General features: G+C 45.5%; 19 protein-coding genes. 10 read left to right on the top strand and 9 right to left on the bottom strand.

Annotated elements, in window-relative coordinates:
- Positions 1-171 precede the first annotated feature (171 nt).
- From nuoH to ndhC, 7 genes are all read right to left on the bottom strand, one after another.
- A complete protein-coding gene (gene nuoH / locus W293_RS0114460) occupies positions 172-1158 on the bottom strand; it encodes an NADH-quinone oxidoreductase subunit NuoH (RefSeq protein WP_037026128.1) in 987 nt (328 codons plus the stop codon).
- Positions 1159-1210: 52 nt separating this feature from the next.
- A complete protein-coding gene (gene nuoG / locus W293_RS0114455) occupies positions 1211-4288 on the bottom strand; it encodes an NADH-quinone oxidoreductase subunit NuoG (protein WP_025653098.1) in 3078 nt (1025 codons plus the stop codon).
- Positions 4289-4298: 10 nt separating this feature from the next.
- Positions 4299-5723 (bottom strand): NADH-quinone oxidoreductase subunit NuoF, encoded by a 1425-nt coding sequence (gene nuoF, locus W293_RS0114450; protein WP_025653097.1) that lies wholly within the window; start codon positions 5721-5723, stop codon positions 4299-4301.
- Positions 5720-6229, bottom strand: coding sequence for an NADH-quinone oxidoreductase subunit NuoE (gene nuoE / locus W293_RS0114445; protein WP_025653096.1), 510 nt, complete (start codon positions 6227-6229; stop codon positions 5720-5722). The genes nuoF and nuoE overlap by 4 nt, the downstream gene beginning before the upstream one ends.
- Positions 6230-6417: 188 nt before the next feature.
- Entirely contained in the window at positions 6418-8193 is a 1776-nt protein-coding gene (gene nuoC / locus W293_RS0114440) for an NADH-quinone oxidoreductase subunit C/D (protein ID WP_025653095.1), read from the bottom strand.
- A gap of 198 nt (positions 8194-8391) precedes the next feature.
- On the bottom strand, positions 8392-9060 hold the full coding sequence (locus W293_RS0114435) for a NuoB/complex I 20 kDa subunit family protein (RefSeq protein WP_025653094.1): 669 nt from the start codon (positions 9058-9060) through the stop codon (positions 8392-8394).
- A 215-nt stretch (positions 9061-9275) separates the two neighbouring features.
- Entirely contained in the window at positions 9276-9899 is a 624-nt protein-coding gene (gene ndhC, locus W293_RS0114430; RefSeq protein WP_025653093.1) for an NADH-quinone oxidoreductase subunit A, read from the bottom strand.
- A gap of 108 nt (positions 9900-10007) precedes the next feature.
- Between ndhC and W293_RS17290 the strand changes: the two genes are divergently transcribed.
- The 6 genes from W293_RS17290 to argB all read left to right on the top strand — a co-directional run bounded on the left by W293_RS17290 (position 10008) and on the right by argB (position 18053).
- On the top strand, positions 10008-10169 hold the full coding sequence (locus tag W293_RS17290; RefSeq protein WP_156915660.1) for a hypothetical protein: 162 nt from the start codon (positions 10008-10010) through the stop codon (positions 10167-10169).
- A 578-nt stretch (positions 10170-10747) separates the two neighbouring features.
- On the top strand, positions 10748-12781 hold the full coding sequence (locus W293_RS0114425) for a UvrD-helicase domain-containing protein (protein ID WP_025653092.1): 2034 nt from the start codon (positions 10748-10750) through the stop codon (positions 12779-12781).
- Positions 12782-12908: 127 nt separating this feature from the next.
- Positions 12909-14312, top strand: a complete 1404-nt coding sequence (mgtE, locus tag W293_RS0114420) for a magnesium transporter (protein ID WP_025653091.1) — start codon at positions 12909-12911, stop codon at positions 14310-14312.
- A gap of 336 nt (positions 14313-14648) precedes the next feature.
- Positions 14649-15113, top strand: a complete 465-nt coding sequence (dut, locus tag W293_RS0114415; RefSeq protein WP_025653090.1) for a dUTP diphosphatase — start codon at positions 14649-14651, stop codon at positions 15111-15113.
- A gap of 123 nt (positions 15114-15236) precedes the next feature.
- On the top strand, positions 15237-17105 hold the full coding sequence (locus W293_RS0114410; RefSeq protein ID WP_025653088.1) for a phosphomannomutase: 1869 nt from the start codon (positions 15237-15239) through the stop codon (positions 17103-17105).
- Positions 17106-17141: 36 nt separating this feature from the next.
- Entirely contained in the window at positions 17142-18053 is a 912-nt protein-coding gene (gene argB / locus W293_RS0114405) for an acetylglutamate kinase (RefSeq protein WP_025653087.1), read from the top strand.
- 86 nt (positions 18054-18139) lie between these two features.
- Here argB and W293_RS0114400 read toward each other — a convergent pair whose 3' ends face one another.
- Together W293_RS0114400 and W293_RS0114395 are read right to left on the bottom strand one after the other, a co-directional pair.
- Entirely contained in the window at positions 18140-18511 is a 372-nt protein-coding gene (locus W293_RS0114400; protein ID WP_025653085.1) for an arsenate reductase, read from the bottom strand.
- 36 nt (positions 18512-18547) lie between these two features.
- Positions 18548-19165 carry a hypothetical protein gene (locus tag W293_RS0114395; protein ID WP_025653084.1) on the bottom strand — a complete coding sequence of 206 codons (618 nt, stop codon included), beginning with the start codon at positions 19163-19165 and terminating at the stop codon, positions 18548-18550.
- Between the two features lie 143 nt (positions 19166-19308).
- Between W293_RS0114395 and leuS the strand changes: the two genes are divergently transcribed.
- From leuS to W293_RS0114375, 4 genes are all read left to right on the top strand, one after another.
- Positions 19309-21996, top strand: coding sequence for a leucine--tRNA ligase (gene leuS, locus W293_RS0114390; protein WP_025653083.1), 2688 nt, complete (start codon positions 19309-19311; stop codon positions 21994-21996).
- A gap of 122 nt (positions 21997-22118) precedes the next feature.
- Positions 22119-22781 (top strand): hypothetical protein, encoded by a 663-nt coding sequence (locus W293_RS0114385; RefSeq protein ID WP_025653082.1) that lies wholly within the window; start codon positions 22119-22121, stop codon positions 22779-22781.
- Between the two features lie 58 nt (positions 22782-22839).
- Positions 22840-23913 carry a DNA polymerase III subunit delta gene (gene holA / locus W293_RS0114380; RefSeq protein ID WP_025653081.1) on the top strand — a complete coding sequence of 358 codons (1074 nt, stop codon included), beginning with the start codon at positions 22840-22842 and terminating at the stop codon, positions 23911-23913.
- Between the two features lie 264 nt (positions 23914-24177).
- The gene (locus W293_RS0114375) at positions 24178-25506 is read left to right on the top strand and encodes an efflux RND transporter periplasmic adaptor subunit (RefSeq protein ID WP_025653080.1); all 1329 of its coding nucleotides are present in this window, start codon (positions 24178-24180) and stop codon (positions 25504-25506) included.
- The last annotated feature ends 102 nt before the right edge of the window (positions 25507-25608 follow it).

Genomic DNA, 25608 nt, shown 5'->3' with positions numbered 1-25608 from the left:
CAATGCTAAATGATTAGGTTTATCCCAAATATGGATAAAGTTGCTCAACAATACGAGCAATCACCTCATTTCTATCCGAAAAATCACGGATGTATCTACCACAAACAAACTTATAAAATAAGATACGTGTTCTTCATTCCAAACTACCGCAATGATATTACGTCAATGCCTTTAATCCATCATCAGCAATATGACTGCCGCAGTAGCCAATAAATTAATCAGCGTGACGGGCAGGCAGACTTTCCAGCCAAAGTTCATCACCTGATCATAGCGCGGACGCATGAGTGAGCCTCGAGCCAGAATAAACATGGTCATAAAGAATAGCGTCTTAATCATGAACCAAAAAGCGGGTGGAATGAATGGAATATCTAGGTTAAAAGGCGCAAGCCAACCACCGAAGAATAAACATGTCATTAATGCAGAAATCAAAACGACGTTGACATATTCGCCGATAAAGAACATCCCAAACTTCATGCCTGAATATTCAACATGATAGCCTTCGGCCAGCTCTTGCTCTGCTTCTGGCTGATCAAATGGATGTCTGTGCGTAACAGCCACACCAGCCACGACAAAGGTCAAAAATCCGAAAAACTGTGGAATGATATACCAGCCATCAATTTGTGACTCGACAATCTCGCGTAAGTTAAATGAGCCGGTCAAGGCGACGACACCCATCAACGATAAACCCAAGAATACTTCATAACTGATGGTTTGTGCCGCAGACCGTAAGCCACCGAGTAACGAAAATTTATTAGCCGATGCCCAGCCACCGAACATAACGGCATAAACAGCGATACCTGCCATCGCAAAGAAAAACAGGATACCGATATCCCAATCAGCCACACCCAGTGTTGGTGAGATAGGAATAACTGCGAACGATGCCAATGCAGTAAACATGGCCACTGCAGGTGCTAGAGTAAATATAAATTTGTCGGTAAAATTGGGCGTCCAATCTTCTTTAAAGAAGATTTTGAGCATATCCGCGACCAGTTGTAGTGAACCAAAAGGCCCAACACGGTTTGGACCATAACGGTCTTGCCAAAGCGCCAACATACGGCGCTCATAGACAATCATCAACGCTGCAACAATGACTACCACTAAAAAGATAACCAAAGATTGTACGACCAAAAAAAGTATCGACCAAGTATCAAAGCTCATGCTACTCGCCAAAAAGCTTGGCACATCAGGGATAATACGGGTAACTTGCATATTACACCTCCTGTGTAGTGGTCGGCGCGTTGTCTACTGGCGCTGTATCGTTAGTATTCGCAGTTAAAGAGCTGTCATTAGCCATACTGCCCATCATCGTTACTGGCGCATCAACCTTACGTACTGATGCTGGCATGGATGGATGAATAATACTCACCTGCCCAACCGGATAACCAATACAACCTTCTGCTAGATAACCGACAATCTGTACTGGCAAGGTGATTTGCTGCTTATCAATCTCAATGGCTAAGTAATCACCAGCTGCAATATTCCAGTCTTTGGCATCGTCCATACCAATACGCCATGTCGCGATAGGCAGTTGCTCAGCTACGATTGGGCTACGTGATGCCATCATTGAGCTGGCATAAATATTATAAATAGGCACAAGCTTAGCCTGTCCCTGCTGCATGTCGGTCGTGGTTGCAGACATCGCTTCTGGTGCAACATATTGACGCATGGCTAAACGCTCTAATTGATCAAATAAGCGTACACCGGGATCACCATTTTTTAGACTGCCGCCCACTTTGTCTTGATACTTATTCCACGCTTGCGGTGAGTTCCAACCTGCCGCATTGGCAAAAGGAATCATCGAGCTTGGTGTTTGTTTGCCACTATAGCCTTCCATTGAAAAGGTTAAACCAGTATCCAAATCTTTTGGCTGCATTGGCTCATGGACTGAGATTGGGGCCCGCATGGCGGTACGGCCTGAATAGCGACGCGGCTGACGGGCAATCTTTAGACCCGTCATACGGTAATCAGCATCAGGCGCAGCATTCTTGATACCAGCAAGCTTAGGATGCGTAGCGATTAGTGCATTAATAACATCATCAAGCTGTGTCCAATCGACGTCGCGACCTTCAATACTGCTATGTACCGCGTGCAGCCAGCGCCAGCCTTCTTTGATGCTACTCATCGGATGATAATATTCGTTATCATAAACTTGGAAGAAGCGCTGGGCACGACCCTCAGCAGATATCAATGTGCCGTCCGCTTCTGCAAAGCTTGCGGCTGGTAATACGATATCGACATCTTTGTGCCAATCAAGTAGCTGATGATCCAGTGCAATGACGGTCTTATCAGATAATAGCTGCGTTAATTTATTGGCATCGATGGCATCAGTTAGCTGGTTTTCAGCGACGATGACGACATCAAAATCAGTCGCTAACAATTCTTCGACTGACTGACCGCCGAGCATGCAGACACCCATGCTGTTGGCATCAGGAACCGTTAGATAGATACCGGCTTGCGCATGATAGCTATCATTCACTTCTTTTAGCTCAAGCTTGGTTGCAGGCTCACGCTCGACGTCGTCTTGTGCTTCTGTATCAACGCCCGTTTCCGGTTTGTTGGGTTTAGCAGACAAGTCTTTGTCTTCGCTTTGCTGAGCAGTTGCTGTTTGTGCTTCAGCGGCGCGAACCTGCTCATTATGTGCCTCAACTTGCTGCTGTTCCGTTGCTTTAATCGCAGCACGTTTTTGTGTTAATGCTTGAGTAATCTGTGCCGCCGCTTCTATTAATGCGGTAGACGACAGGCTAGTACCAGAGATGATTAATGGCTTATCCGCTTGAACCAAATCATAAGCGATCTGCTGAGCCAATGCTTGCATCGCATCCACATTAGCGTCTTGTTCAGCCGCTTGTGGGTCCGCTACTTCTGCTAAATCATCAGCGAAGTTAGCAATTTCATCAGCGACTTTAAAGCCAAGTTTAGTGATGTCTTCAGGTGTCGCGACTACGCTGACTTTACTGATGTCTTCTAGCTTGGTTTGGGTCACATCAATGACATAAACTGGGCTTAATGCATCTTGCGCGATACGCTTAACTGGTTCAGCAAGCCAAGGCTGCGTTTGCAGCGCCGCCGCCATTTTTAGGCCTTCGTTCTTTGCGGCTTGGCGTACTGATAGCGCCACTCGTGATGAGGTTTGCGTGATGTCCTCACCTAATACGAGCACTGCATCATGCGTTTCGATATCGGTCATGCTAGGGTTATAAATGCCTTCCATGCTAAGCACTTCGATGCATTTATTGACCAGTGCTTGTTGCTGATGATTCAGACCTGTTGAGAAGTTATCAAAGCCAACGAGGTTTTTTAGGGCAAAGTTAGTCTCTAAACTGGCACGTGGTGAGCCAATCCCGATAACTTTTTTATCTTTGATACGTTTGATGGTTTCATCAAGAGCGTAGTCAATATTAATTTTGACATGCTTATCATTGATGCGTTCAAGCGCTTGGGTTGGACGATCATCACGATTGACATAGCCATAACCAAAGCGACCACGATCACATAAGAAGTAACGGTTTACTTCGCCGTTATAGCGGTTTTCGATGCGGCGCAATTCACCATAACGCTCACCTGGTGAGATATTACAACCTGCTGAGCAACCATGACAGATGCTTGGTGCGTACTGCATATCCCATTTGCGGTTATAGCGTTCAGAATGCGTTTTATCGGTAAATACACCCGTTGGGCATACTTCGGTTAAGTTGCCTGAGAACTCGCTTTCAAACTGACCATCTTTGTCACGGCCAAAATAGACGCGATTGTTTGAGCCATAAACACCCAAATCTTCGCCGCCCGCATAGTCTTTATAAAAACGTACACAACGATAGCAAGCGATGCAACGGTTCATCTCATGGGCGATAAATGGCCCAAGCTCTTGGTTATGATGGGTGCGTTTGGTAAAGCGATAGCGACGACGGCTATGACCTGACATATAGGTCATGTCCTGCAAATGACAATGTCCACCCTCTTCACAAGTTGGACAATCATGTGGATGGTTAGTCATAAGTAACTCAACCATCGACTTGCGGAATGCTTTGGCTTCATCGTCAGTCACAGAGATGTACATATCATCGCCAGGAGCGACCATACATGACATCACGAGGCGACCGCGACCCGCTTCCATATCTTCTTTATTTTGGAATTGCTTGACCGCGCACTGACGGCACGAGCCTACTGAGCCTAGGGCTGGATGATAACAAAAATACGGCACATCAATGCCGAGTGATAAGCAGGCTTGTAGTAAGTTGTCGCTGCTATCTACTTCGACAGTGGTTCCATCAATATGTATGACTGCCATGCCGCTCTCCTTATTTCACTGCTGGCTGTTGGTTGGCTGCCGCATCAATCACATCGACACCAACCGCCTGCGCGATTTTTTGATCAAACTCTGGACGGAAATATTTAATCGCACTCATTAGTGGTTCCATCGCACCTGGCGCATGCGCACAGAATGTCTTACCAATCCATAAATCACGCGTCAGGCCCTCTAGTTTTTCGACATCGCCCACTTGTCCCTCACCGTTATTGATAGCGGTCAGCAATTTGACGCCCCACGGTAAGCCATCACGACACGGTGTACACCAGCCGCACGACTCGCGTTGAAAGAAAATCTCAAGGTTACGAAGTAACGGCACCATATCTTGCGACTCATCGACGACCATGATAAGCCCAGTACCCATACGGCTACCCGCTTCTTGAATGGTGTCAAAATCTACGACCACGTCCAAATGTTCTGCAGTCAAAAAGTCAGTCGAGGCGCCGCCCGGTAACCAAGCCTTCAGCGTTTTACCATCTTTCATACCACCGGCTAAATCTTCAATGATTTCGCGAGCCGTATAACCAAAGGGTAACTCCCAGAGGCCTGGATCATTGACCAAGCCTGAACAGCCAAATAATTTGGTGCCTGGCGTTTTACTTTTACCTTTAATCTCGGATAGTGATTGATACCACTCTACGCCGTGATTCAAGATGGCTGGCATATTGCATAAGGTCTCAACGTTATTGACAACCGTTGGTCTGCCCCATGCACCAGAGATTTGCGGGAAAGGGGGTTTGGTACGTGGGTTAGCACGGCGACCTTCTAAGCTGTTAATCAATGCGGTTTCTTCACCGCAAATATAACGTCCAGCGCCAGTATGCACATGCAGATTAAAACTAAAATCTGAGCCTAAAATATTGTCGCCCATGAGATTGTTGGCCAAACATTCTTCGATAGCAGCGACCAAACGTTCAGCGGCCAAGATATACTCACCGCGGATAAAGATATAACCGTCAGTGGCACCAATCGCATGCGCGGTAATAAGCATACCTTCAATCAACTGAAACGGTAAACGCTCCATTAATAGACGGTCTTTAAAAGTACCCGGCTCCATTTCATCAGCATTACAGATAAGATAACGCGGCAAACCGTCCGGCGGCGACATAAACGACCACTTTAGACCCGCGTTAAAACCTGCACCGCCGCGACCTCGGACATTGGCGGCTTTAATCATATTGCCGACGTCTTTTGGCGATTTAGATAGCGCTTCTTTTAGACCAGTGAAGCCTTTTAGAGACTCATAAGTGGCTAAATCAAGCACCGCATCATGATGCGCCAAACGCCAAGTCAATGGTTTGGTTTCGCTAGTAGCGGTTGCTTTATCGCCATAAATTGGAACACGCTGTGCATTTAGCTGGCTTGGCGCTTGGCCTTGACCGCGACGAGCAATCTGCTCTGAAATCGTTAAACTCATGCGTATAGCTCCAATAATTGCGCGACCTCGGAGGGCTGGACAGGACCATAAGTGTCTTCATCTATCAGCACCGCAGGACCTTTATCACAGTTACCCAAACAGCAAATCGGTAATAGCGTAAAACGACCATCAGCAGTCGTCTGGCCGTACTCAATATTTAATTGCGCTCTGATTTCAGCCGATAACGCCTCATAACCGGTCAAATAACAAGCCACTGAATCACAAATGAGAATGACGTGACGACCGACAGGCTGACGATAGATACGGTTAAAGAAGGTTGCTACGCCATCCATATCAGTCATAGGCACATTTAGAATATTGGCAATGGCATTAACTTGCGCATCATCAACCCAGCCATTACGCTTTTGCACAATTTTTAGCGCATCTAAAGACGCGGCACGCGGATGGGGATAGTGATGCATATGTTCATGGATTGCTGCAATTTCTTCAGCGGTTAAGATACTTGCCACATCTACTTTTGGCATTTTATCGGAAACAATTCTCATAATCTTTTTCTTTCCTCACTCAGCCCACTGTTTAGGTTGCGCTCATCGCGCGCCAACAGCGTTTTGGTGTGCCAGTTTGGCGATAACATATTAATGAACTTGTCTTACTTTTTAACTCATAGGTTTATAGCTATTCGCTTATAACCCTAACAAACTTATCATCTTATTAACTGATAATTACAGACGTTCTAACGGTCACAATCTGCCATCACAATATCAATCGATGCTAAATACATAATGGCATCGGATACGAGCGAGCCATTAATAACCGATGGCATTTGCTGTAAATGTGCAAATGTCGGCGTACGAATACGAGTACGGTAGCTCATTGTCGCTTTGTCTGAAGTAATATAATAACTGTTCAGACCTTTGGTCGCTTCTACGATCGTCGTACACTCGCCCGCTGGCATCACAGGACCCCAAGATACGGAGATAAAGTGGTTAATCAAGGTCTCGATGTCATTCAACGTACGGTCTTTTGGCGGTGGTACTGCCAATGGATGATCGGCTTTATAAGGACCTTGCGGCATATTGTCCATACATTGACGGATGATACGTAACGACTGGCGCATCTCTTCGACTTTCACCATACAGCGATCATAAGCATCACCGTTATAGCCGACTGGGACTTCAAAGTCGTAATTCTCGTAGCCCATATAAGGACGCGCTTTACGCAAATCGAAATCTAAGCCTGTCGCACGTAAACCTGCGCCAGTCACGCCCCATGCCAATGCTTGCTTGGTGTTATATTGCGCCACGCCTTGGGTACGACCTTTGAGCACGCTGTTTTGCAGTGCCGCTTTGACATATTCATCCAAGCGTTTTGGCATCCAATCCAAGAATTCACGAACCAAACGCTGCCAGCCGCGCGGTAAATCGTGCGCCGTACCACCGATACGGAACCACGCAGGATGCATACGGTAGCCAGTCACGGCTTCGATGACATCATAAGCTTTTTGGCGATCGGTAAACATATAGAATACTGGGGTCATACCACCTGCATCCTGAATAAAGGTACCGACAAATAACAAGTTATTGGTAATACGGAAAAACTCACTCATCATCACGCGGATGGTTTCAGCGCGCGGTGGAATGGTAATCCCAGCAAGCTTTTCAACCGACATGATGTACGGTAGCTCATTCATTACGCCGCCGAGGTAATCAATACGGTCGGTATAAGGAATAAATGAGTGCCATGTTTGACGCTCAGCCATTTTTTCGGCACCGCGATGGTGATAGCCAATATCTGGGATACAGTCGACGACTTCTTCGCCATCAAGCTGTAAAACTAGGCGAAATGCACCATGAGCGGATGGATGGTTAGGACCAATGTTCAAGAACATAAAGTCTTCATCACGACCCGAGCGTTTCATGCCCCACTCTTCGGGAACAAAGCGCAGGTTTTCTTGCTCGTATTGTTGTTTGGCGTTATTTAGAAAGTAAGGAGTAAATTCAGTCGCCCGCGCATGATACTCTTTACGCAGTGGATGACCTTCCCAATATTTAGGTAATAAAATACGGGTTAGATGCGGATGACCACTAAAGACAATACCAAACATATCCCACACTTCACGCTCATACCAATTGGCATTTGGCCAAATCTGGGTGGCGCTCGGTACATTGACATCGTCTTCGCTCAGTGCCACCTTGATACGCACATCACTATTACGCTCAAACGACATTAAGTGATAAAACACCGTAAAGTCACTGTCGGGCATGCCTTGGCGATGTTGGCGCAAGCGCTCATCTATCGCTGACAAGTCAAAGAGCATGACATAGGGTTTTGGCAATTTACGCAGGAATAAGAGAATATCCAGCAAATCAGCACGCGCTACCCAAACCGTTGGAATCTCATCAACAGTGTGCTGTACCACGAATTTGCCAGCATATTTATGCTCTAGCTCTTTGATAACTGCTGGAACAGGCTTAATCTTAGGATCTGTGTTTTCGACTACCGTGACCATGAATGATGTATTCCTTCATTAATCATAACTGAACTATGTTAGTCATAACTGAGCTGTATTAGTCATAATTTAGCTATGTTAAACATAACTAAATTATGATGCACGTACGCGTACTTGGCATTGCTACGAATTATTAACGATCAAGCCAACTTAACGAGAGTTGCCAAACCAAATATTCATTAAATAAAAGCTGGTTGGCTAAATACTATCTGGACTACGCAAGTTTTTCACCGCGATACGATCCGCTTGCTTGCGGTCACGCTCAGGCGTCATTTGTGGCTGGTAGATACCCTGATCATTGACATGAATGCCCAGCGGACGACGCTCTTTGGTGATAGATTCTTGTAGTAACATCAAGCCTTGAATCAACGCTTCTGGACGCGGCGGACAGCCTGGCACATAGACGTCTACTGGAATAATCTTATCCACGCCTTGCACAACAGAATAGATATCGTACATGCCGCCCGAGTTAGCACAAGCACCCATTGAGATAACCCATTTTGGCTCAAGCATTTGCTCATAAAGGCGCTGGATAACCGGTGCCATTTTAACAAAGCAAGTACCAGCAACAATCATGACATCTGCCTGACGGGGCGAGGCACGAATAACTTCTGCCCCAAAACGTGACAAATCATGAACGGCTGTTAAAGTAGTGGCGTATTCGACATAACAGCAAGAAGTACCAAAGTTAAATGGCCATAGTGAGTGCTTGCGCCCCCAGTTTGCTGTTGAATGAACAAGGTCTTCTAGACGACCCATAAAGACGTTTTTATTGACTTCGTCTTCGATAGGATCGTTGACCGTTTGACTGGTCTGTGCAGGATAGACATCTGCATCAGGGTTGGCTTTTGTTAATGTGTATTTCATAACATACAACCTTTATATTAGGCGCAGCGTGACAATTAACTTGCCCTCACTATCACCTTAACTTCTATTATTAATAAGTGACCATTAATATAAATCGACTGCCATCTTCTTTACAGTATTATCATTATCATATCGTTGCCACCAGCGTTGACTCTTATAATCTTTTGTAAAACCTAAGTATAAGTTTTAAAAGCCGATAGGTATAAGGAAAATAGTTATCGCTTAGTATTATCCTGATGCGCGGACGTCGCAAAGTCCACAGAGGTAACATTACCTGTGGTATTAATATGATCGATATTTTGTAGATGACGACGATTGGTCTCAATATTGTTTGAGACATTAATCTGTCCTGAAGACTGCGCGGGTATTTTGCCGGTCGGGTCAACCATCAGCTCATCGACACCATCGAACTTGGTGATATCTGCCAAGTTAAAGCCCGCAGGCGCAGTATAGAGACGTACTTTTTTACGCAGTTTGTCAGCAGGTGCCCAGTTTAGCGCGCCCAAACTCAAAGCGTATACCAGACCAATTAACAAATCAATGATAAAGGTCGCTGCTGCAATAAACCCAGCCCAGCCAGTTTCGCGTACTGAAACAGCATAAGCGTATAAATACAGCGCCTCTAAATCAAAGATAACAAAGAAGATTGCCACCAAATAGAATTTGGCAGACAAACGAATGCGGGCGTTGCCAGCTCCGACAACACCCGCTTCAAATACTTCTTCTTTTTGTGAGCCCTGAGAGCGACCGCCAAGTAAGCGCGGAACGACCAGCATAAAGACAACTAGCCCAATGGCGGCTAAAATAAAAGCAACTGCTGACCAATTAAAAGCAGACATGATAATACGTGCTCCTCACCCAATCGAGTGTTAAGCGCAGCGCAGATACACCAGTTAAGGCAGTCGTGCGACAGGCGTAACGCAGACGAAAACACAAAGTAACTGTCAATGAGTCACTCACATAAGCAACTCATTAACTATTATAGGTACTGTGCTGGTAATAACCAATTATCAAGCTTATTGACGACGGTGTCAGACGTGACCAACTATAGAATTTCCGGCACGCATGCGGAGAAAGCTGGTCGCCTAACGCATCTTCTAACAACGTAAGATCAACGTATTAAATCAATATCATATTTGATGTTTTATTTAATTGATTTAATAGCTCATTACACGTGGTCAATAATGACGTGACAACTGGCATAAATTATTTACGTACTATACGCATATCATGGCTCAAAAGCTAGTTTTTAACTGTATTGTACGGTCACTTTATAGGCAAAAAAAACATATTTTTTTTATTATAAATTATGCTATAGACGTTACCTTATATTGAGCACAAATCCACATTTCTAAAAAAGCGCTGGTATATATAATGTAAGTCACCAGATCCAAACGATTTTTTACTAGGCACTCATCATTGAACTCCTCACCCAAAGATAGGGTTTTTGCTTTATAATAACCCACCGAATTTCATGGTTATGTAAGTGGCTGTTTTAATGACGGCTCTCATGATTAATTGTCACAAAATATTAATGATCATGAGCTTGATGAGCAGACTGCATGATTAACCCTATCGATGCCATATGACACTATCAATTTGCTTAGTATGGGCATTTTTCATTTAGCTAAATCGCTTTCAATATCAGCTCTGTTCTCTTTTTCGCTTTTGTCTTACAGGTCACCTTATGAGTCAACTTAATCCCAAACAACAAGAAGCGATGCTCTACGTATCCGGTCCATTGCTTGTGCTAGCAGGTGCAGGCTCCGGTAAGACGTCAGTGATTACTCGCAAAATTGCTTACCTTATCGAAGAATGCAACATGCCAGCTGAGCGCATCACGGCGGTGACCTTTACCAATAAAGCCGCGCGCGAGATGAAAGCTCGTGTCAGTAAATTGCTGCCAAGCGAAAAAATGCGCGGTTTAACGGTATCTACCTTTCACCAATTCGGTCTGCAATTTTTGCGTTATGAGCTGATTCATACGCCGTTAAAGGGCAACTTCTCCATCATGGACAGCGACGATAGTAAGCGTTTGCTGATGGAGCTGATGATGCGTGACAACTTAAGCGGTGCGGAAAGTCGCGAACTGGTTGGTAAAGCCATTAAATTCATATCTGACTGGAAGAACGATTTGGTTGAGCCGGATAAGGCGATGGAAACCTTAGACGATCCAGAAGATATGATTTTTGCCACTTTATATGCCCTATATGAGCGTAATCTACGTGCTTATAATGCCGTCGATTTTGACGACTTGATTGTACTACCAACCAAGATACTGCGTGAAAATCGAGAACTACGTGACAAATGGCAAAACCGTATTCGTTATTTGCTCGTCGATGAGTATCAAGACACCAATACCGCCCAGTACGAAATGATTAAATATCTGGTCGGACCGCAAGGGCGCTTTACCGTGGTTGGTGACGATGATCAGTCTATCTATGCGTGGCGCGGGGCTAAGCCTGAAAACATGGCGCTGCTAAAAGAAGACTTTCCAAAGTTGAAAATCGTCATGCTTGAGCAAAATTATCGCTCGACTACCCGTATTTTGACCTCAGCCAACGCCGTTATTATGAATAACGAGCATTTATTCGAAAAGAAACTGTGGTCAGATAAAGGGCAAGGCGAAAAGATTCGCATTATTAATTGCCGTAATGACGACGATGAGTCTGAGCGCGTGGCAAAAGAGATTGTCACGCATAAGCTACGTTTCGGTAATGAGTGGGAGCAGTATGCCGTTCTGTATCGCAGTAACTTTCAGGCGCGCATGCTGGAGGCGCAATTGCGCCAGTTGCAAGTGCCTTATAAACTATCGGGTGGTCAGTCGTTCTTTGCCCGTAGTGAAATCAAAGACATCATGGGTTATCTGCGTCTTATCCTAAACCCAGAAGACGACAGTGCATTTTTACGTATTATCAATACGCCCAAACGCGGCATGGGACCGGCAACGCTGGAAAAATTAGGCTTGTTTTCGCAAGAGCATAGCATCTCATTATTAGCCTCTTGCACGCACGCCGGTCTTGCTCATGTCTTGCCGTCTAAAGCGTATGGCACGATAAAAGAGTTTGGTGAGTTCATTGAGCATTATACTCGCGAGCTGGATCAACACCCTGACCCTGTGCCAATCGTGCGCCAGATGATTGATGAGACCGGTTATATTGACTTCGTGCGTAGCGACGCCAAAACGCCGCAACAAGAAAAGAACCGTATCGATAATATCGATATGCTTTATACCAGTATCCAATCGTTGATTAATCGCGCGGAAGAAGATGAAGACCGGACGATTGATACCATTATTCGCAAGCTGGTGTTACTCGACATGCTTGAGCAACAGCAAGAAGAAGAAAACACCAACAAGGTCAACCTAATGACCTTGCATGCGGCAAAAGGTCTGGAGTTTGATTTTGTTTATATCATGGGCCTTGAGGAAGAGATGCTGCCACATCGCAACTCTATCATGAGCGAGACGGTCGAAGAAGAACGGCGTTTGATGTATGTGGGTATTACCCGAGCCCGTCGTGAGCTGACGTTGACTTTAGCGACTCAGCGCCGCGCCGGTGGGCAGATGCGCGTGACCTCTGAATCACGCTTTTTAGATGAATTACCAGAAGATCATATCGACTGGCCAGCCAAAGCGAAAAAGAAAAAAGCGACCAAAGATCCAGAAGCCGTCGCTGATGAATATTTGGCCAATATTCGTGCCTTACTGGGTAAACGCTAGACCGATAAAAATCGTAACATGGCTAGTGGCTAGAACATGCATTAGCCATGTTACATTGAGCGCCACACCATTAGCATGAGGTTAATGGTTGGCAAAAAAACTATTCACTCACTACTCTGGAACGATTATGCCTGCTCCCACGCCTACTCCTGATCGTCAGCCAACCTTGCAGGCAGATTATAATCCGTTAGAATATAGTGCCGAATATAAGCTGTTATATCTACAGGAACTGGTCGCTAAAGACTCGCATAGCGACATCGCTGAGTTCTTAATCAAGCAGTCAGAGTATGAGATTGCCAACCTACTCGAATCTTTCCCGACCCAAGCGCGGCGCATTATCTGGGCACAAGTCCCTGACAACTTAAGAGGTGAAGTCCTCGCTGAGCTGGACGTAGATACGCGCCAGCCTTTGATGGAAAACATCTCTTCAAAAGAGATATCGCTTTTTACCCAAGACCTTGATGCGCAAGATATCTCTGAGATTCTAGACACCGTTACTGAGAGCGTGCGTACCTCAGTCATGGCGACTTTAGATGAAGATATTAGGATTCAGGTTAATAAGCTCGATACCTATGCTGACTGGGAAGTTGGCAGCTATATGGATCCAGATATTATCCAAGTAAAGGACGATATTAGTCTGGCGCAAGTACAGCACTGGCTACGCGAAAACGATGACTTACTTGATGACCAAAGCCAAGAGCTACTGGTCGTCGATCAAAGCCAGCAATTACTTGGACTACTCAGTCTGGTAGATTTGATTAAGCATAATCAAAACACTCTGGTCTCAGCGCTGATTGATAATGCTATTACCATTAATGACCGCTTAGATATTCAAGATGCTGCCGCGATTTTTCGGTCAGAAGACATTCGTTTTGCGCCCGTCATTAATAGTCATGGTGAGCTCGTTGGTCAATTAAATGGTGAAGACATCATGGAAATTATCCAAGATGATGTCGATAGCACCATGAAAAACCTTGCGGGTGTCAGTCAAGACGAGGAGCTGTTTGCTCCTATTTTAACCAGTGCCAAAAGCCGTAGCGTTTGGCTGGGCATCAACTTGTGTACCGCGCTTTTGGCGGCAGCGGTGATTGGACAGTTCGAGGAAGTATTGGCGCAAGTGGTGGCGCTGGCGATATTGATGCCCGTGGTTGCCAGTATGGGCGGCATCGCTGGCTCGCAGACGCTGACCGTGGTCATTCGCGGTATGGCGATGGGTCAAATCGGTGGTTCTAACCGTCTGTGGTTACTCAATAAAGAACTGTGGGTCGGTGCGATAAACGGTATCATCTGGGCGATAATTATGGCGTTTATCGCGCAACTGTGGTTTCATGATATTAAAATTAGCTCGGTGATCGGTTTTGCTATTGCCATTAATATGACCGCTGCCAATGTATCGGGCATTAGTATTCCATTGGCATTGAAACGCATGAATATCGATCCTGCGCTGTCCGCTTCGGTTATCTTAACCACCGTGACTGATATCGTCGGCTTTATGTCATTCTTGGGCTTGGCAAGCGTGCTGATTCTTTAAGGCGTGTCCTCAATTCAAGCGATTGTATCTAAATGGGCTAAAAATGGCTAAATTTTGCCAAACATCGTCAAATAGCTGATTAATATCCCGATATTATTTGCGCTATTTTCCTCGTTTGACGGCAATTTATCTCATTTTAGGACCATTTTTAAAATGAGGATACGCCCTAGTAAAGCAGTTATTAGAAGTTAAATACCAAAAGTTAAAAATCAGCAGCTATTTATAATAATAGTTGCTGTTAAGTATATTTAAAATACTCAAAGTTAAAAATGTGATTCGTTCTATTTATAAAACATAAAATCAACTTAAATCAAAAAATCGCTAAGTGAGTGCGTTATGCAAGCTGTACAAGTCAAAGTATTAAACCCTAAAATCACTGAAGATAAAGCATTTTCTCTACCAACGCGCGTCACCGATGGCAGTGCCGGTATTGACTTACGTGCTTGCATTGACGAGCCTTTAACGATTAAAGCAGGTGCCACGCATTTAATAGGTACTGGCCTCGCCGTTTATATTCAAGATCCCAATTTTGCGGGGATGATTTTACCGCGTTCAGGTCTGGGTCATAAGCATGGTATCGTTTTGGGTAACTTGGTCGGCTTGATTGATGCCGATTATCAAGGTGAGCTGATGGTCAGTATTTGGAATCGCAGCAATGAAGACTTTGTACTCAACCCAGCAGAACGTATGGCACAGTATGTGGTCGTACCCGTCGCCCGCCCAGAGTTTGCAGTGGTGGCAGAATTTAGTGATACCAGCGCGCGCGGTGCGGGTGGTTTTGGACATTCTGGTCGTCAGTAGCATTGAATATAAGCATTAAGCATTATTGGATTTTCATTTAGCATCAATCGCAGCAATAAAAATAATCAGCGATTTTTTGTTTCACCACTAGCCCATTTATTACGACTATAAGGAGAGTAAGCGATGCCGTCTTTTGCTGCGCAGCACTCCTTATTTCGTGCTTATGATATTCGCGGCGACGAGCAGTACTTTACGCCAGATTTTATAAAGGCTTTGGGCAGCGCCTTTGTACGACTTTATAAAAGCTACCATGCTGCCAAACATGGCAAGCTCATTGCTAATGGCGATACTGCTAACAGCGATATTTGTAAAAGCCATGCTAAACCGCATCATACACCAAAAGAAACCACGGTCATCATCGGCTATGATGTACGCTGCGATAGCGATAGCATGGCTCAGGCATTAGCGACCAGCCTGCAAGAGCAAGGCCTGCAAGTGATTAATTTAGGCTTGGTCACTACACCGATGATGGCATTTTGGACTGAGCAATACGACGGTCATGGCATCATGGTCACCGCCAGTCACTCTGCCAAAGGCATTTTGGGTATCAAGTGGCTGGTTGGCAACGCCTCTCCTAGTGCCGAAGATATTCAGTTGCTTTATCAAGATTTGACAGCGTTTGCGGCTAACCAACGCAACAATCAAAATGACAATAACAGTGACAATGGCAATGACAGCCCTAAACTCTCAAATGCATGCCACAGTGATGACGCTACAGCACCGTCGATATTATCCGTTATAGGCTTGCCCACTGATATTGTGGCAGAGCCTTATATTGATGCCATTGCCGATGTATTTATCAATATTTATCCCGATCAAAGCCTATCTGCTAGCAACAAACGAACCTTTAAAAAACTTGATCTCACCATCGTTATTGATTGTATGCATGGGGCGACCAGTAGAATCGCCCTACCGTTATTCACGACCTTCTGTCAGCGCGTTATCATCATCAATGACACGCCTGATGGTAGCTTTCCTATGGGCAACCCTGACCCTACTGAGCCGAATCGATTGGCCGAACTGCAACAAACCGTCATCGTAAATACTGCCGATATTGGTCTGGCATTCGATGGCGATGGCGATCGATTAATGATTGTCGACAACAGCGGTAAAGTGATTATGCCTGACCATCTACTGTATTTGCTCGCCTCAGTTGCCATTAGCGAGCGTCCAGAACCGTGGCAGGCTGATACCGTGAGCCCGCAAGTACTGTTTGATATTAAATGCTCACACCATCTGCCTATGCTCTTAAGCGACTTGGGGGCGACTCCCATTCTAAGCAAAACCGGCAGTAGCTTAATGCGGCAACAGCTGCGGGTCGATGACAGTCAAATCCTATTCGCAGGCGAGTTATCTGGACATTTTATTTTTAACGACGGTTATTTTACTGCTTATGATGATGCGATGTACGCAGGCTTACGGCTGCTGCATTGGCTGGTATATACAGCGGCGCTTGCTGATAACGCATCAGCCGCCGTTGGTCTATGGGGCGAAGCCATTGAGACCTCCCGCCCTCCTCGGTTGACTGATATCACCCGTCAATTACCGACGTTGGTCAGTACAGCGGATCATTATTTACCTTTACCCAATAGCGCGTCTCTACAATGCCCAATCGTGCAACAGTTAGCAGAATTTTGTTATTATCTACAACGTTTGGTTACGCCGCCTTTTGATGACGTCGACAATACCTTGGCTGCGGCTCATGGCTCATCATCATGCTCTTGTGTGTCGAGTGTCGAGCATACGACCTTAGCCCAAGCCAAGCAATTGTTACCGAGTGGCACTCGGCTGACCTGTATTGATGGCGTGCGCTTAGATTTCGCTCATGGTTTTGGCGTATTGCGCCAATCAAACACCAGTCATCATTTGACCGTGCGCTTTGCTGGCGACAGCTTAGCGGATTTAAAAGACATACAAGCACGCTTCGTCGCGCTCTGCCGTCCCTTTGATAAAAATTTGGCAGCGCAGATTGCAGACCTTATTTCTGAATAACCAGCCTTTTAAACCCATATCTTTTAGGAGTTAGTCATGACGCTTAATCTGGATGAAGCCAAAATCACCGCTGAAGTATTGACCACAGCGCTGCCCTATATCCAACGCTACGTCGGCAAACTAATCGTCGTCAAATACGGTGGTAATGCGATGACTGATCCTGAGCTTGAGAGCTCTTTTGCACGTGATATTGTGCTACTAAAGACAGTAGGTATGCATCCGGTAGTGGTGCACGGCGGTGGACCGCAAGTAGATAATTTGTTAAAGGAGCTCGGACGCAAATCTGAGCGTATCGATGGTATGCGAGTCACTGACAAAAGCACCATGGATATTGTCGAGATGGTACTAGGCGGCGGCGTCAATAAATCTATCGTCAGCTTAATCAACAAGCATGGTGGCCGCGCCATTGGTCTGACGGGTAAAGACGCCAACTTAATCTTAGCCAAAAAGCTAATGATGGAAAAAATTGGTGCAGATGGTGTTGCGGTGCCCGTTGATTTAGGTTTTGTTGGTGATGTGGTCAGCGTCAATAAAGACGTGATTAATATGCTTATCTCCTCCAACTTTATCCCTGTTATCGCGCCGCTTGGTGTTGATAGCGAAGGCAATACCTACAATATCAACGCTGATTTGGTCGCGGGAAAAGTCGCTGAATTTTTGCAAGCTGAAAAGCTCATGCTCCTAACCAATATCAAAGGGGTATTGGGACGCGACGGTGAAGTCGTGACTGGACTTACGCCAAAGAAAGTCGATGGTCTTATTGAAGATGGCATTATCTCAGGTGGTATGATTCCTAAGATTCAATGCGCGCTTGACGCAGTACGTAGCGGCGTAAAAAGCGCGGTTATCGTCGATGGTCGTGTCCCGCATGCCACGCTGTTAGAGATTTTTACTAACGAAGGTGTTGGTACGCTGATTAGTCGTGAAATCGATGCTGCCATGAGCTAGCGATAAGCTCTCAAATTCAAATATGAAAAATCCCGAACCTAGTCATTGCTAAGTTCGGGATTTTTTGCACTTGACCAAAATTTCCTTTACGAAAAGTTCATATCGAATGCTTCTTCATCAAAACCGCACAATAAGACCGCCTGATCCTTATTCTTAAGCTGACCTTCGACGATGGGACGTTTAATCATGCTGGTATTTTCGACAAGTAAATCAATGGCATTAGTTACATTAGTATCAGCGGCTTGCTTTTGCTCATCGGTGAGCTTACGCCATGTGGTGCCGCGCTTGTTTAATACTTTATCAATGCCAAGCTCGTTGACCCAACGCTGAAGCGTTTCTTTATCGATACCTTGTTTTTTATAATCATGAAAATCATAGCTGATGCCTAGCTCATCGAGCTTAGTAAAAGCCTTTTTCATCGTGCTACAAGATTTAATACCGTAAATAGTGATGGTCATAATTAATCCTTAAGGGGTTATATTTAGCGCGTACTTTTATTTAATCATAAAAAATAGATAGAAAACTATACAAAGAAAAATCAAGGCTAACAATAACCACTGCACTCTTGGAGTGATCAGTTTAATTCTTTCCATTCCTATAGGCCCATAATGTATAGCGGAACGGCCTTCAGAGGCAAGTTGCACTAAATGCACCACTTCCACTTCATTCAAGATGGCATCTTTATATCTCATAGACCTTATGGGGTATTGTATAATTTTGCCTTGTTTAGGTTGAATCATTAATAGCCAAATTTCGTGGCGCTTGATGACTCGACAATCGATACCTATACACTCAACATCCTGCCACAACAAATATCTCTGTTGTGGTCGGCGCAAGACTTGTAAAATCGTTATCCCTTTATCTGTAATTTGAAAAACGGGCTTACCAGTAATAAAGGCAAATAATACCGTGAATACCGCAACAGCTATCAAAATTATTGATAACCACATCACTATAATGAAAAACCAACCTTCATCTTTTGCGATGGGTAGCCCATAATAATACAGCGGAAAAATTAACAAACCTAAAGCCAAAATCGACAGCATGTGTTTGTTCGATAAATACAAATCAATAGGATACTTTAGTACCTGACCTTTCTTTAGTTTTTGCATGCCGAGCCTTACTGTGGATTCATAAGTTGTTATATACTTCTTAATACTGCTCTATTATTACGTTGCCCCATCGCATTTTTTGCCGATTTGCGCTATTCTAGCGTATCTAATTTCTTATCAAAATATTCAATCTAGAGCCGACTATGAGCAATACTGTGACATCTGATCAATCAGAAAATAATTATTATAACCCACAAGCTATTGAAGCCGCACAACAAGCCAAATGGGCAACGGATAAGCGCTTTGAAGTCAGCAATGAGCCAAGCGACAAGCCAAGTCGTTATATGCTGTCGATGTTCCCTTACCCAAGCGGCAAGCTGCACATGGGTCACGTGCGCAACTATACTATCTCAGATGTGCTGAGCCGTTACTATCGCCTTAAGGGCTATGAAGTCATGCAGCCAATGGGCTGGGACGGCTTTGGCCTGCCCGCTGAAAACGCTGCGATTGCCAATCAGACGCCACCTGCTAAATGGACGTTTGCCAATATCGACAGCATGCGCGCGCAGCTAAAATTGCTAGGTTTGTCTATCGATTGGTCACGTGAATTTGCCACTTGTAGCCCTGAGTATTATCAGTGGGAGCAGTGGTTGTTTTTACAGTTATACAAAAAAGGCTTGGTCTATAAGAAGCTGGCGACGGTCAATTGGGATCCGATTGATAATACGGTTTTAGCCAATGAGCAAGTCATTGACGGTAAAGGTTGGCGTAGTGGCGCGGCGGTCGAAAAGCGCGACATTCCGATGTATTACTTTAATATCACTGATTATGCTGACGAATTGCTTGACGATTTGGATCAATTAGAAGGTCACTGGCCATCAGAAGTATTGACTATGCAGCGCAATTGGATTGGTCGTAGCGCAGGTATGGAAGTGCATTTCCCTTATGAGCTTGCTGGCGAAACCAATACCCTAGATGTATTCACGACGCGTCCTGACACCTTGATGGGCGTCACTTATGTGGCGGTTGCTGCTGAGCACCCATTGGCACAGTACGCCGCTGAGCATGATGAGGCGATTGCCCAGTTTAATGCGCTGTGTAAAAAAGGCTCAGTGGCAGAAGCCGATCTAGCCAAAGCTGAAAAAATCGGTATGGATACCGGTCTTACCGTGACGCATCCACTGACCGGCGAAGAAGTACCCGTATGGGTCGCCAACTATGTGCTCATGAGCTACGGCTCTGGCGCAGTTATGGCAGTACCGGCACATGACGAGCGCGATTATGAATTTGCCGTTAAGTACAAGCTACCAATTAAACAAGTTATCGATATCCCTGCTGGGTATTTTGATGAGTTAGAAGCAGACGCAAAGGCGAACGATGCTGAGATTAATCTTGCCTATACTGAGCGCAATATTTTGGTCAATTCAGGTGAATTTGATGGCTTAGACTTTGAGCAAGCGTTTGAGGCTATGTTAGCCAAACTTGAGCCACAAGAACTGGCCAAGAAAAAAATCCAATACCGTCTCCGTGATTGGGGTGTTTCTCGCCAGCGTTATTGGGGCTGCCCTATTCCAATGGTCAACTGTGAGCATTGCGGTACCGTACCTGTTGAAGAGCAAGATTTGCCCGTTGTCTTGCCGACTGACGTCGTTCCTGATGGTCGCGGTAATCCACTCAAAAACATTCCAGAGTTTGTGAATACCACTTGCCCGAAATGTGGCAACCCTGCTGAACGTGAGACTGACACCTTTGATACCTTTGTAGAGTCAAGCTGGTACTATGCGCGTTTTGCCAGTCCGAATGATGCACAGAACATGGTCAACAAGTCTGCCGCCAATAAATGGCTACCTGTCGATCAATATGTTGGCGGTGTAGAGCACGCCGTCATGCATCTGCTTTATGCACGCTTCTTCCATAAGCTTATGCGCGATGAGTCACTGGTGTCAGGCGATGAACCATTTGCCAATCTTATGACCCAAGGTATGGTGCTTGCCGGTACTTTTTACCGTCTTAATGCCGATGGCAGCACGACGTATTACTTCGCAGAAGACATCGATATCGACTACAACGAGCGTGGTCAACCGATTAAAGCGATTTTAAAAGCTGATGGACAGCCAGTAACCATTGGCAAAATCGAAAAAATGTCTAAGTCCAAAAACAACGGTGTTGATCCACAGATCACTATTGATAAATACGGCGCTGATACCGTTCGTCTCTATACCCTATTTACCGCGCCTGCCGATCAGACGCTAGAATGGTCGGATGACGCGCTAAAAGGCCCTTATAATTTTGTTAAAAAAGTATGGCGTATTGCTACTGAGCATATGCAAGCGCTCACTGAAGCAAACCTAAGCCTTGAGACACTCAATAATGTCGCCTTGAAAACTGATGGCTTAAGCAAAGAAGCGAAAAATTTACGCCGTAAAACTCATGAGACCATTGCCAAGATCGATAGTGACTTGGGTGATCGTCTGGCGCTAAACACGCCTGTATCAAGTTTGATGGAGCTTGCCAACGAGCTGACTGGCTTTAAAGCAAATAGTGAGCAAGACCTACAAGTGCAGCATGAAGCGTTGATTGATCTGCTTATTATGCTATCAGTCTACGCGCCACACGCGGGCGAGCACTTACTTGAGCAGTTAGGGCTGGATACCCTTACCCTGAGCTACCCAGCCGTCGATGAAAGTGCCTTAGTACAAGACATGATCACGATGGTGGTACAGGTCAACGGCAAAATGCGCGGTAAGATGGATGTCGCGCCGAACAGCGACCCTGAACAGCTAAAGGCGCAAGCGCGTGCGATAGAAAGCGTGGCGAAATTCCTAACGGGTGACATCAAAAAAGAAATCGTCGTGCCGAATAAACTGGTCAATATCGTGGTGGCAGGCTAAACTTTTTTAAACGTAGTGTTTTAAGCCTTTTTATCAACATAAGGATAGCGATTATGTCTTGTAAGCAGCGAGCTGTGCAGTCATCTCAAACGAAATCAAGCAAGCCAAGTGGACAATGCAATATGGCAAAAAAGTCTAATGCACAGAAGCTAGCGACAGCATTACTCGCAAGCTTGCCACTGCTTTCTGTACTGGGAGCCACAGCGGCTCTTAGTGGCTGCGGCTTTCAGCTAAGAGGTTATGGCACACCGATGCTATTTGATGTGGCCAAAACAGCCATCATCATCGAAGACAATCGCACCTCCTTTCCACTAAAGTTACCGTTGTCACGACGCCTAGAAGCCTTGGGCGTCGATGTAATCGATAATATGACCTTGGTCGATATTACCAATAACAATAAAAACGCGACGGCGGAACCCATTGCTGCGATTAGCGTCAAAAATATGCGCTTTAAGCGTTATGAATTGGTCGGTGTTTTAACAGAAATCCGCTTAGTATTGTCAGCAGATGTCAGCTACCAAACCCTACAAAATGGCAAAGTGGTGACACTAACCAACCCTATCCAAGTCGAGCGCAGTTACCAGTATAATGAGGCATCGGTCAGTACCGATGACCAACAAGGCGATCAAATTCGTGACTGGCTCTATGACAGTTTGGCACGCCGTATCACTGATCAATATGTTGCCATTGCATTGCCTAGAGTCACCCCTGCCAATGCCAATAAAACGGCACAAACAGGCTCAGCGTCTACGGCTGTTATCGTTCCAAGCACACCAACCCCTTAATGGTTAGCGTAAGGTATTCTGTCCATCCATTCTCATAAACCTGTGTCCTCATTAGTCTATGCAAGAGTCTTTTATACAAGCCTATCCCAAACTACTACAGTCATCCGTGGCCGTAGCTGGTTTGTGGCTGGCACATGGAGATGAGACGTTATTGAGTCAGTGGCTGATCGATGCCTTGCGTCCGCATTGGCGTGCGCAGAATTACGCGATTAAACGTATAGAGCTGGTGTCGGTTAAGAGCTGGCAAGAAGTACTCTCAGAGCTTGGTAGCCAGTCTTTATTTGATGATGCCAGCGCCTTGATCGTAACCGGTAATCATAAACCGGATAAAGCCGTTATCGCTGAGCTTGAGCGCTTTGCTGTCGAGGCACAAACAGGGGCGCACAGTCATAGCTTATTATGGTTAACGCCCAAGCAAGACAAACGCGCGCAAAGCAGCAAGTGGTTTGCGCCATTTGCGCAATACGGTCACATCATTGACTGCAATTTATACAACGAACAGCAACGTCAGCAGCTGTTGCAGATTCAAGCCCAGCAATTTGGACTCAGGCTGTCACAAGAAGCGTGGCAACTGCTCATGTCGCACACCGAGCATCACCTGCTAAGTGCTTATCAAACCTTGTGGCGGCTGTCTTATCTATTTGCACCGCAGTTGGATGCTAGTAGTCATGACGCAACTCACGAAGGCAATAATCAGTCTACAACGACCGCGCCAAACGTAGCATTAGACATCAAAGATCTTCAGGCCGCCTTGGTCAGCGACGCTCAATTCAGCGTCTTTGATTTATCTGATGCAATGCTGGCAGGCAATAGCGCACAAGTGGCGAAAATCATTTTTCAGCTGAAAGCCACTGATGAGCCGACGACCTTGGTACTGTGGGCAATCAGCAAAGACATGCGCCAAATTATACAATTAATGGATGGGCAAGATCCGCAAGCACTGGGTATTTGGCGTAGCAAACAAGGTCTCTATCAACAAGCGTGCCGCCGCCCAGCGCAAACGGCTGAATGGCCTGCCCTGCTATATCGTTGTGACCAAGCGATTAAAGGTCTCATTCGTCAGCCAGCGTGGGAGTTGTTATTGCAGGCCGCGCTTGAATTAACAGGTAAGCGCTTGTTTGCTGCACGATAAATTTCAGTCACTATTGTTATTGATGTGATGCAGCCATTCCCTGTCAAAAACAGCGTCAGTAATGACTTCTCACAAATCTCCGATGCCTTCTGCTGCCCTCTATAATTTTTAGATACACCCACTTTTGCAACGCCCTCCTATTCTTTATTTATTCCCACCATACTCAAAAACGCCTTAACCTTTCGTAAACTAATTCTCATTCCATTTTGCCCATGAAGTCTCTACTATAGCTACACTTGATTTAATTGTAATTGGATTGTTGTCATGCGCAAAATAAGCAAAAAGTCTGCTATCAAATGGGGTGTTATTGCCTTAATTATCATCGCATTGGGAGCTTTGGCCTATAGCTTTTTTAAACCGAAAGAAACCACCCCCAACTATTTAACAGCCATCGCTGAAATGGGCGATATTGAAAATAATGTCATGGCCTCTGGTAAGGTCAAAGCGCTTAATACCGTCGATGTTGGGGCGCAGGTATCTGGTGAAGTAACGCGGCTGTTTGTCGACGTCGGTGATGAAGTCAAAAAAGGCGATTTAATTGCGCAGATTTATCAGGTGACGCAAAAGAATAATTTAAGTAATGAGCAAGCGAGCCTCGAGCAAAGTGAAGCGGCGTTACAAAGCGCGCGTGCCGAGTCGCTAAGCCGTCAAGCGAGTCTAAAAAGTGCGCAAGCGGATCTTGCCAGCCGTCAAGCTGAATTAAAGCAAGCACAAGCAGATTTCTCACGCTTGCAAGGTTTACTGGCTATCGATGCCATATCACAGCAAGATTACGATACGCAAGCGACCAAAGTTGCCACCGCACAAGCATCAGTCGCCAATGCCCGCGCTGCTATCGATACCGCAAAAGCAGCGATTGCAACAACTGAGGCCAATATCAACAGCCAGCAAGCGGCACTACGCAAATCGCAAACCAACGTCAGTACTGCCCAAGAAGATCTGAGCTATACCACTATCCGTGCCCCAATGGCAGGTACTGTGGTATCGGTCACTACCGAGCAAGGTACGACTGTTAATGCCAATCAAACGGCACCAACAATTGTGACTTTGGCAGATTTATCCACGGTTCGTATTAACGCGCAAATCTCTGAAGCGGACGTTATTAATGTCCAAGCGGGTTTGCCCGTCTACTTTAATATCATTGGTAATCCTGATCAAAAATTTGACTCTGTCCTCAAGGCGATTGAACCCGCCCCTGAGAGTATCAGTGACACCAGCTCAACGGACGCGGCTATTTATTATGTCGGTTATATTGAAGTGCCCAATACCGATCGCCGTTTCCGTATCGACATGACCGCGCAGGTTTATATCGTTATTGATCAAGCAAAAAATACGCTACTTATCCCCTCTGCGGCCCTGCAACCTGCTGGCGATACTAAAAATACCAAAAGCAGAAATGAGGATCCGAACGTAAAAACATCCAAGGTTCGCGTGCTAAAAGCGGATGGTCAAGTCGTCGAGCAAATAGTGAAGACTGGTATTAACAACCGCGTGAATGTTCAGATTTTGAGTGGTCTTAATAAAGGCGATGAAGTCATCTTAAGCGAAGAAGGTCCCGCAAAAGCAAATGCCCGAGGCGGACGTCCGTTTTAATGCCTAGCACTAAAATTGGCGTACCATCTGCACAGATACATCGCTCAGCAAACATCGCCCAGCAGATAAGTTTTTGAAATTGATTCATATTAGCAGTATTGA

The organism is Psychrobacter sp. TB67, assembly GCF_000511065.1.
Taxonomy (GTDB): Bacteria; Pseudomonadota; Gammaproteobacteria; order Pseudomonadales; family Moraxellaceae; genus Psychrobacter; species Psychrobacter okhotskensis.
The sequence above is the reverse complement of the archived record's forward strand: the minus strand, read 5'-3'. Positions and strand labels throughout refer to the sequence as shown.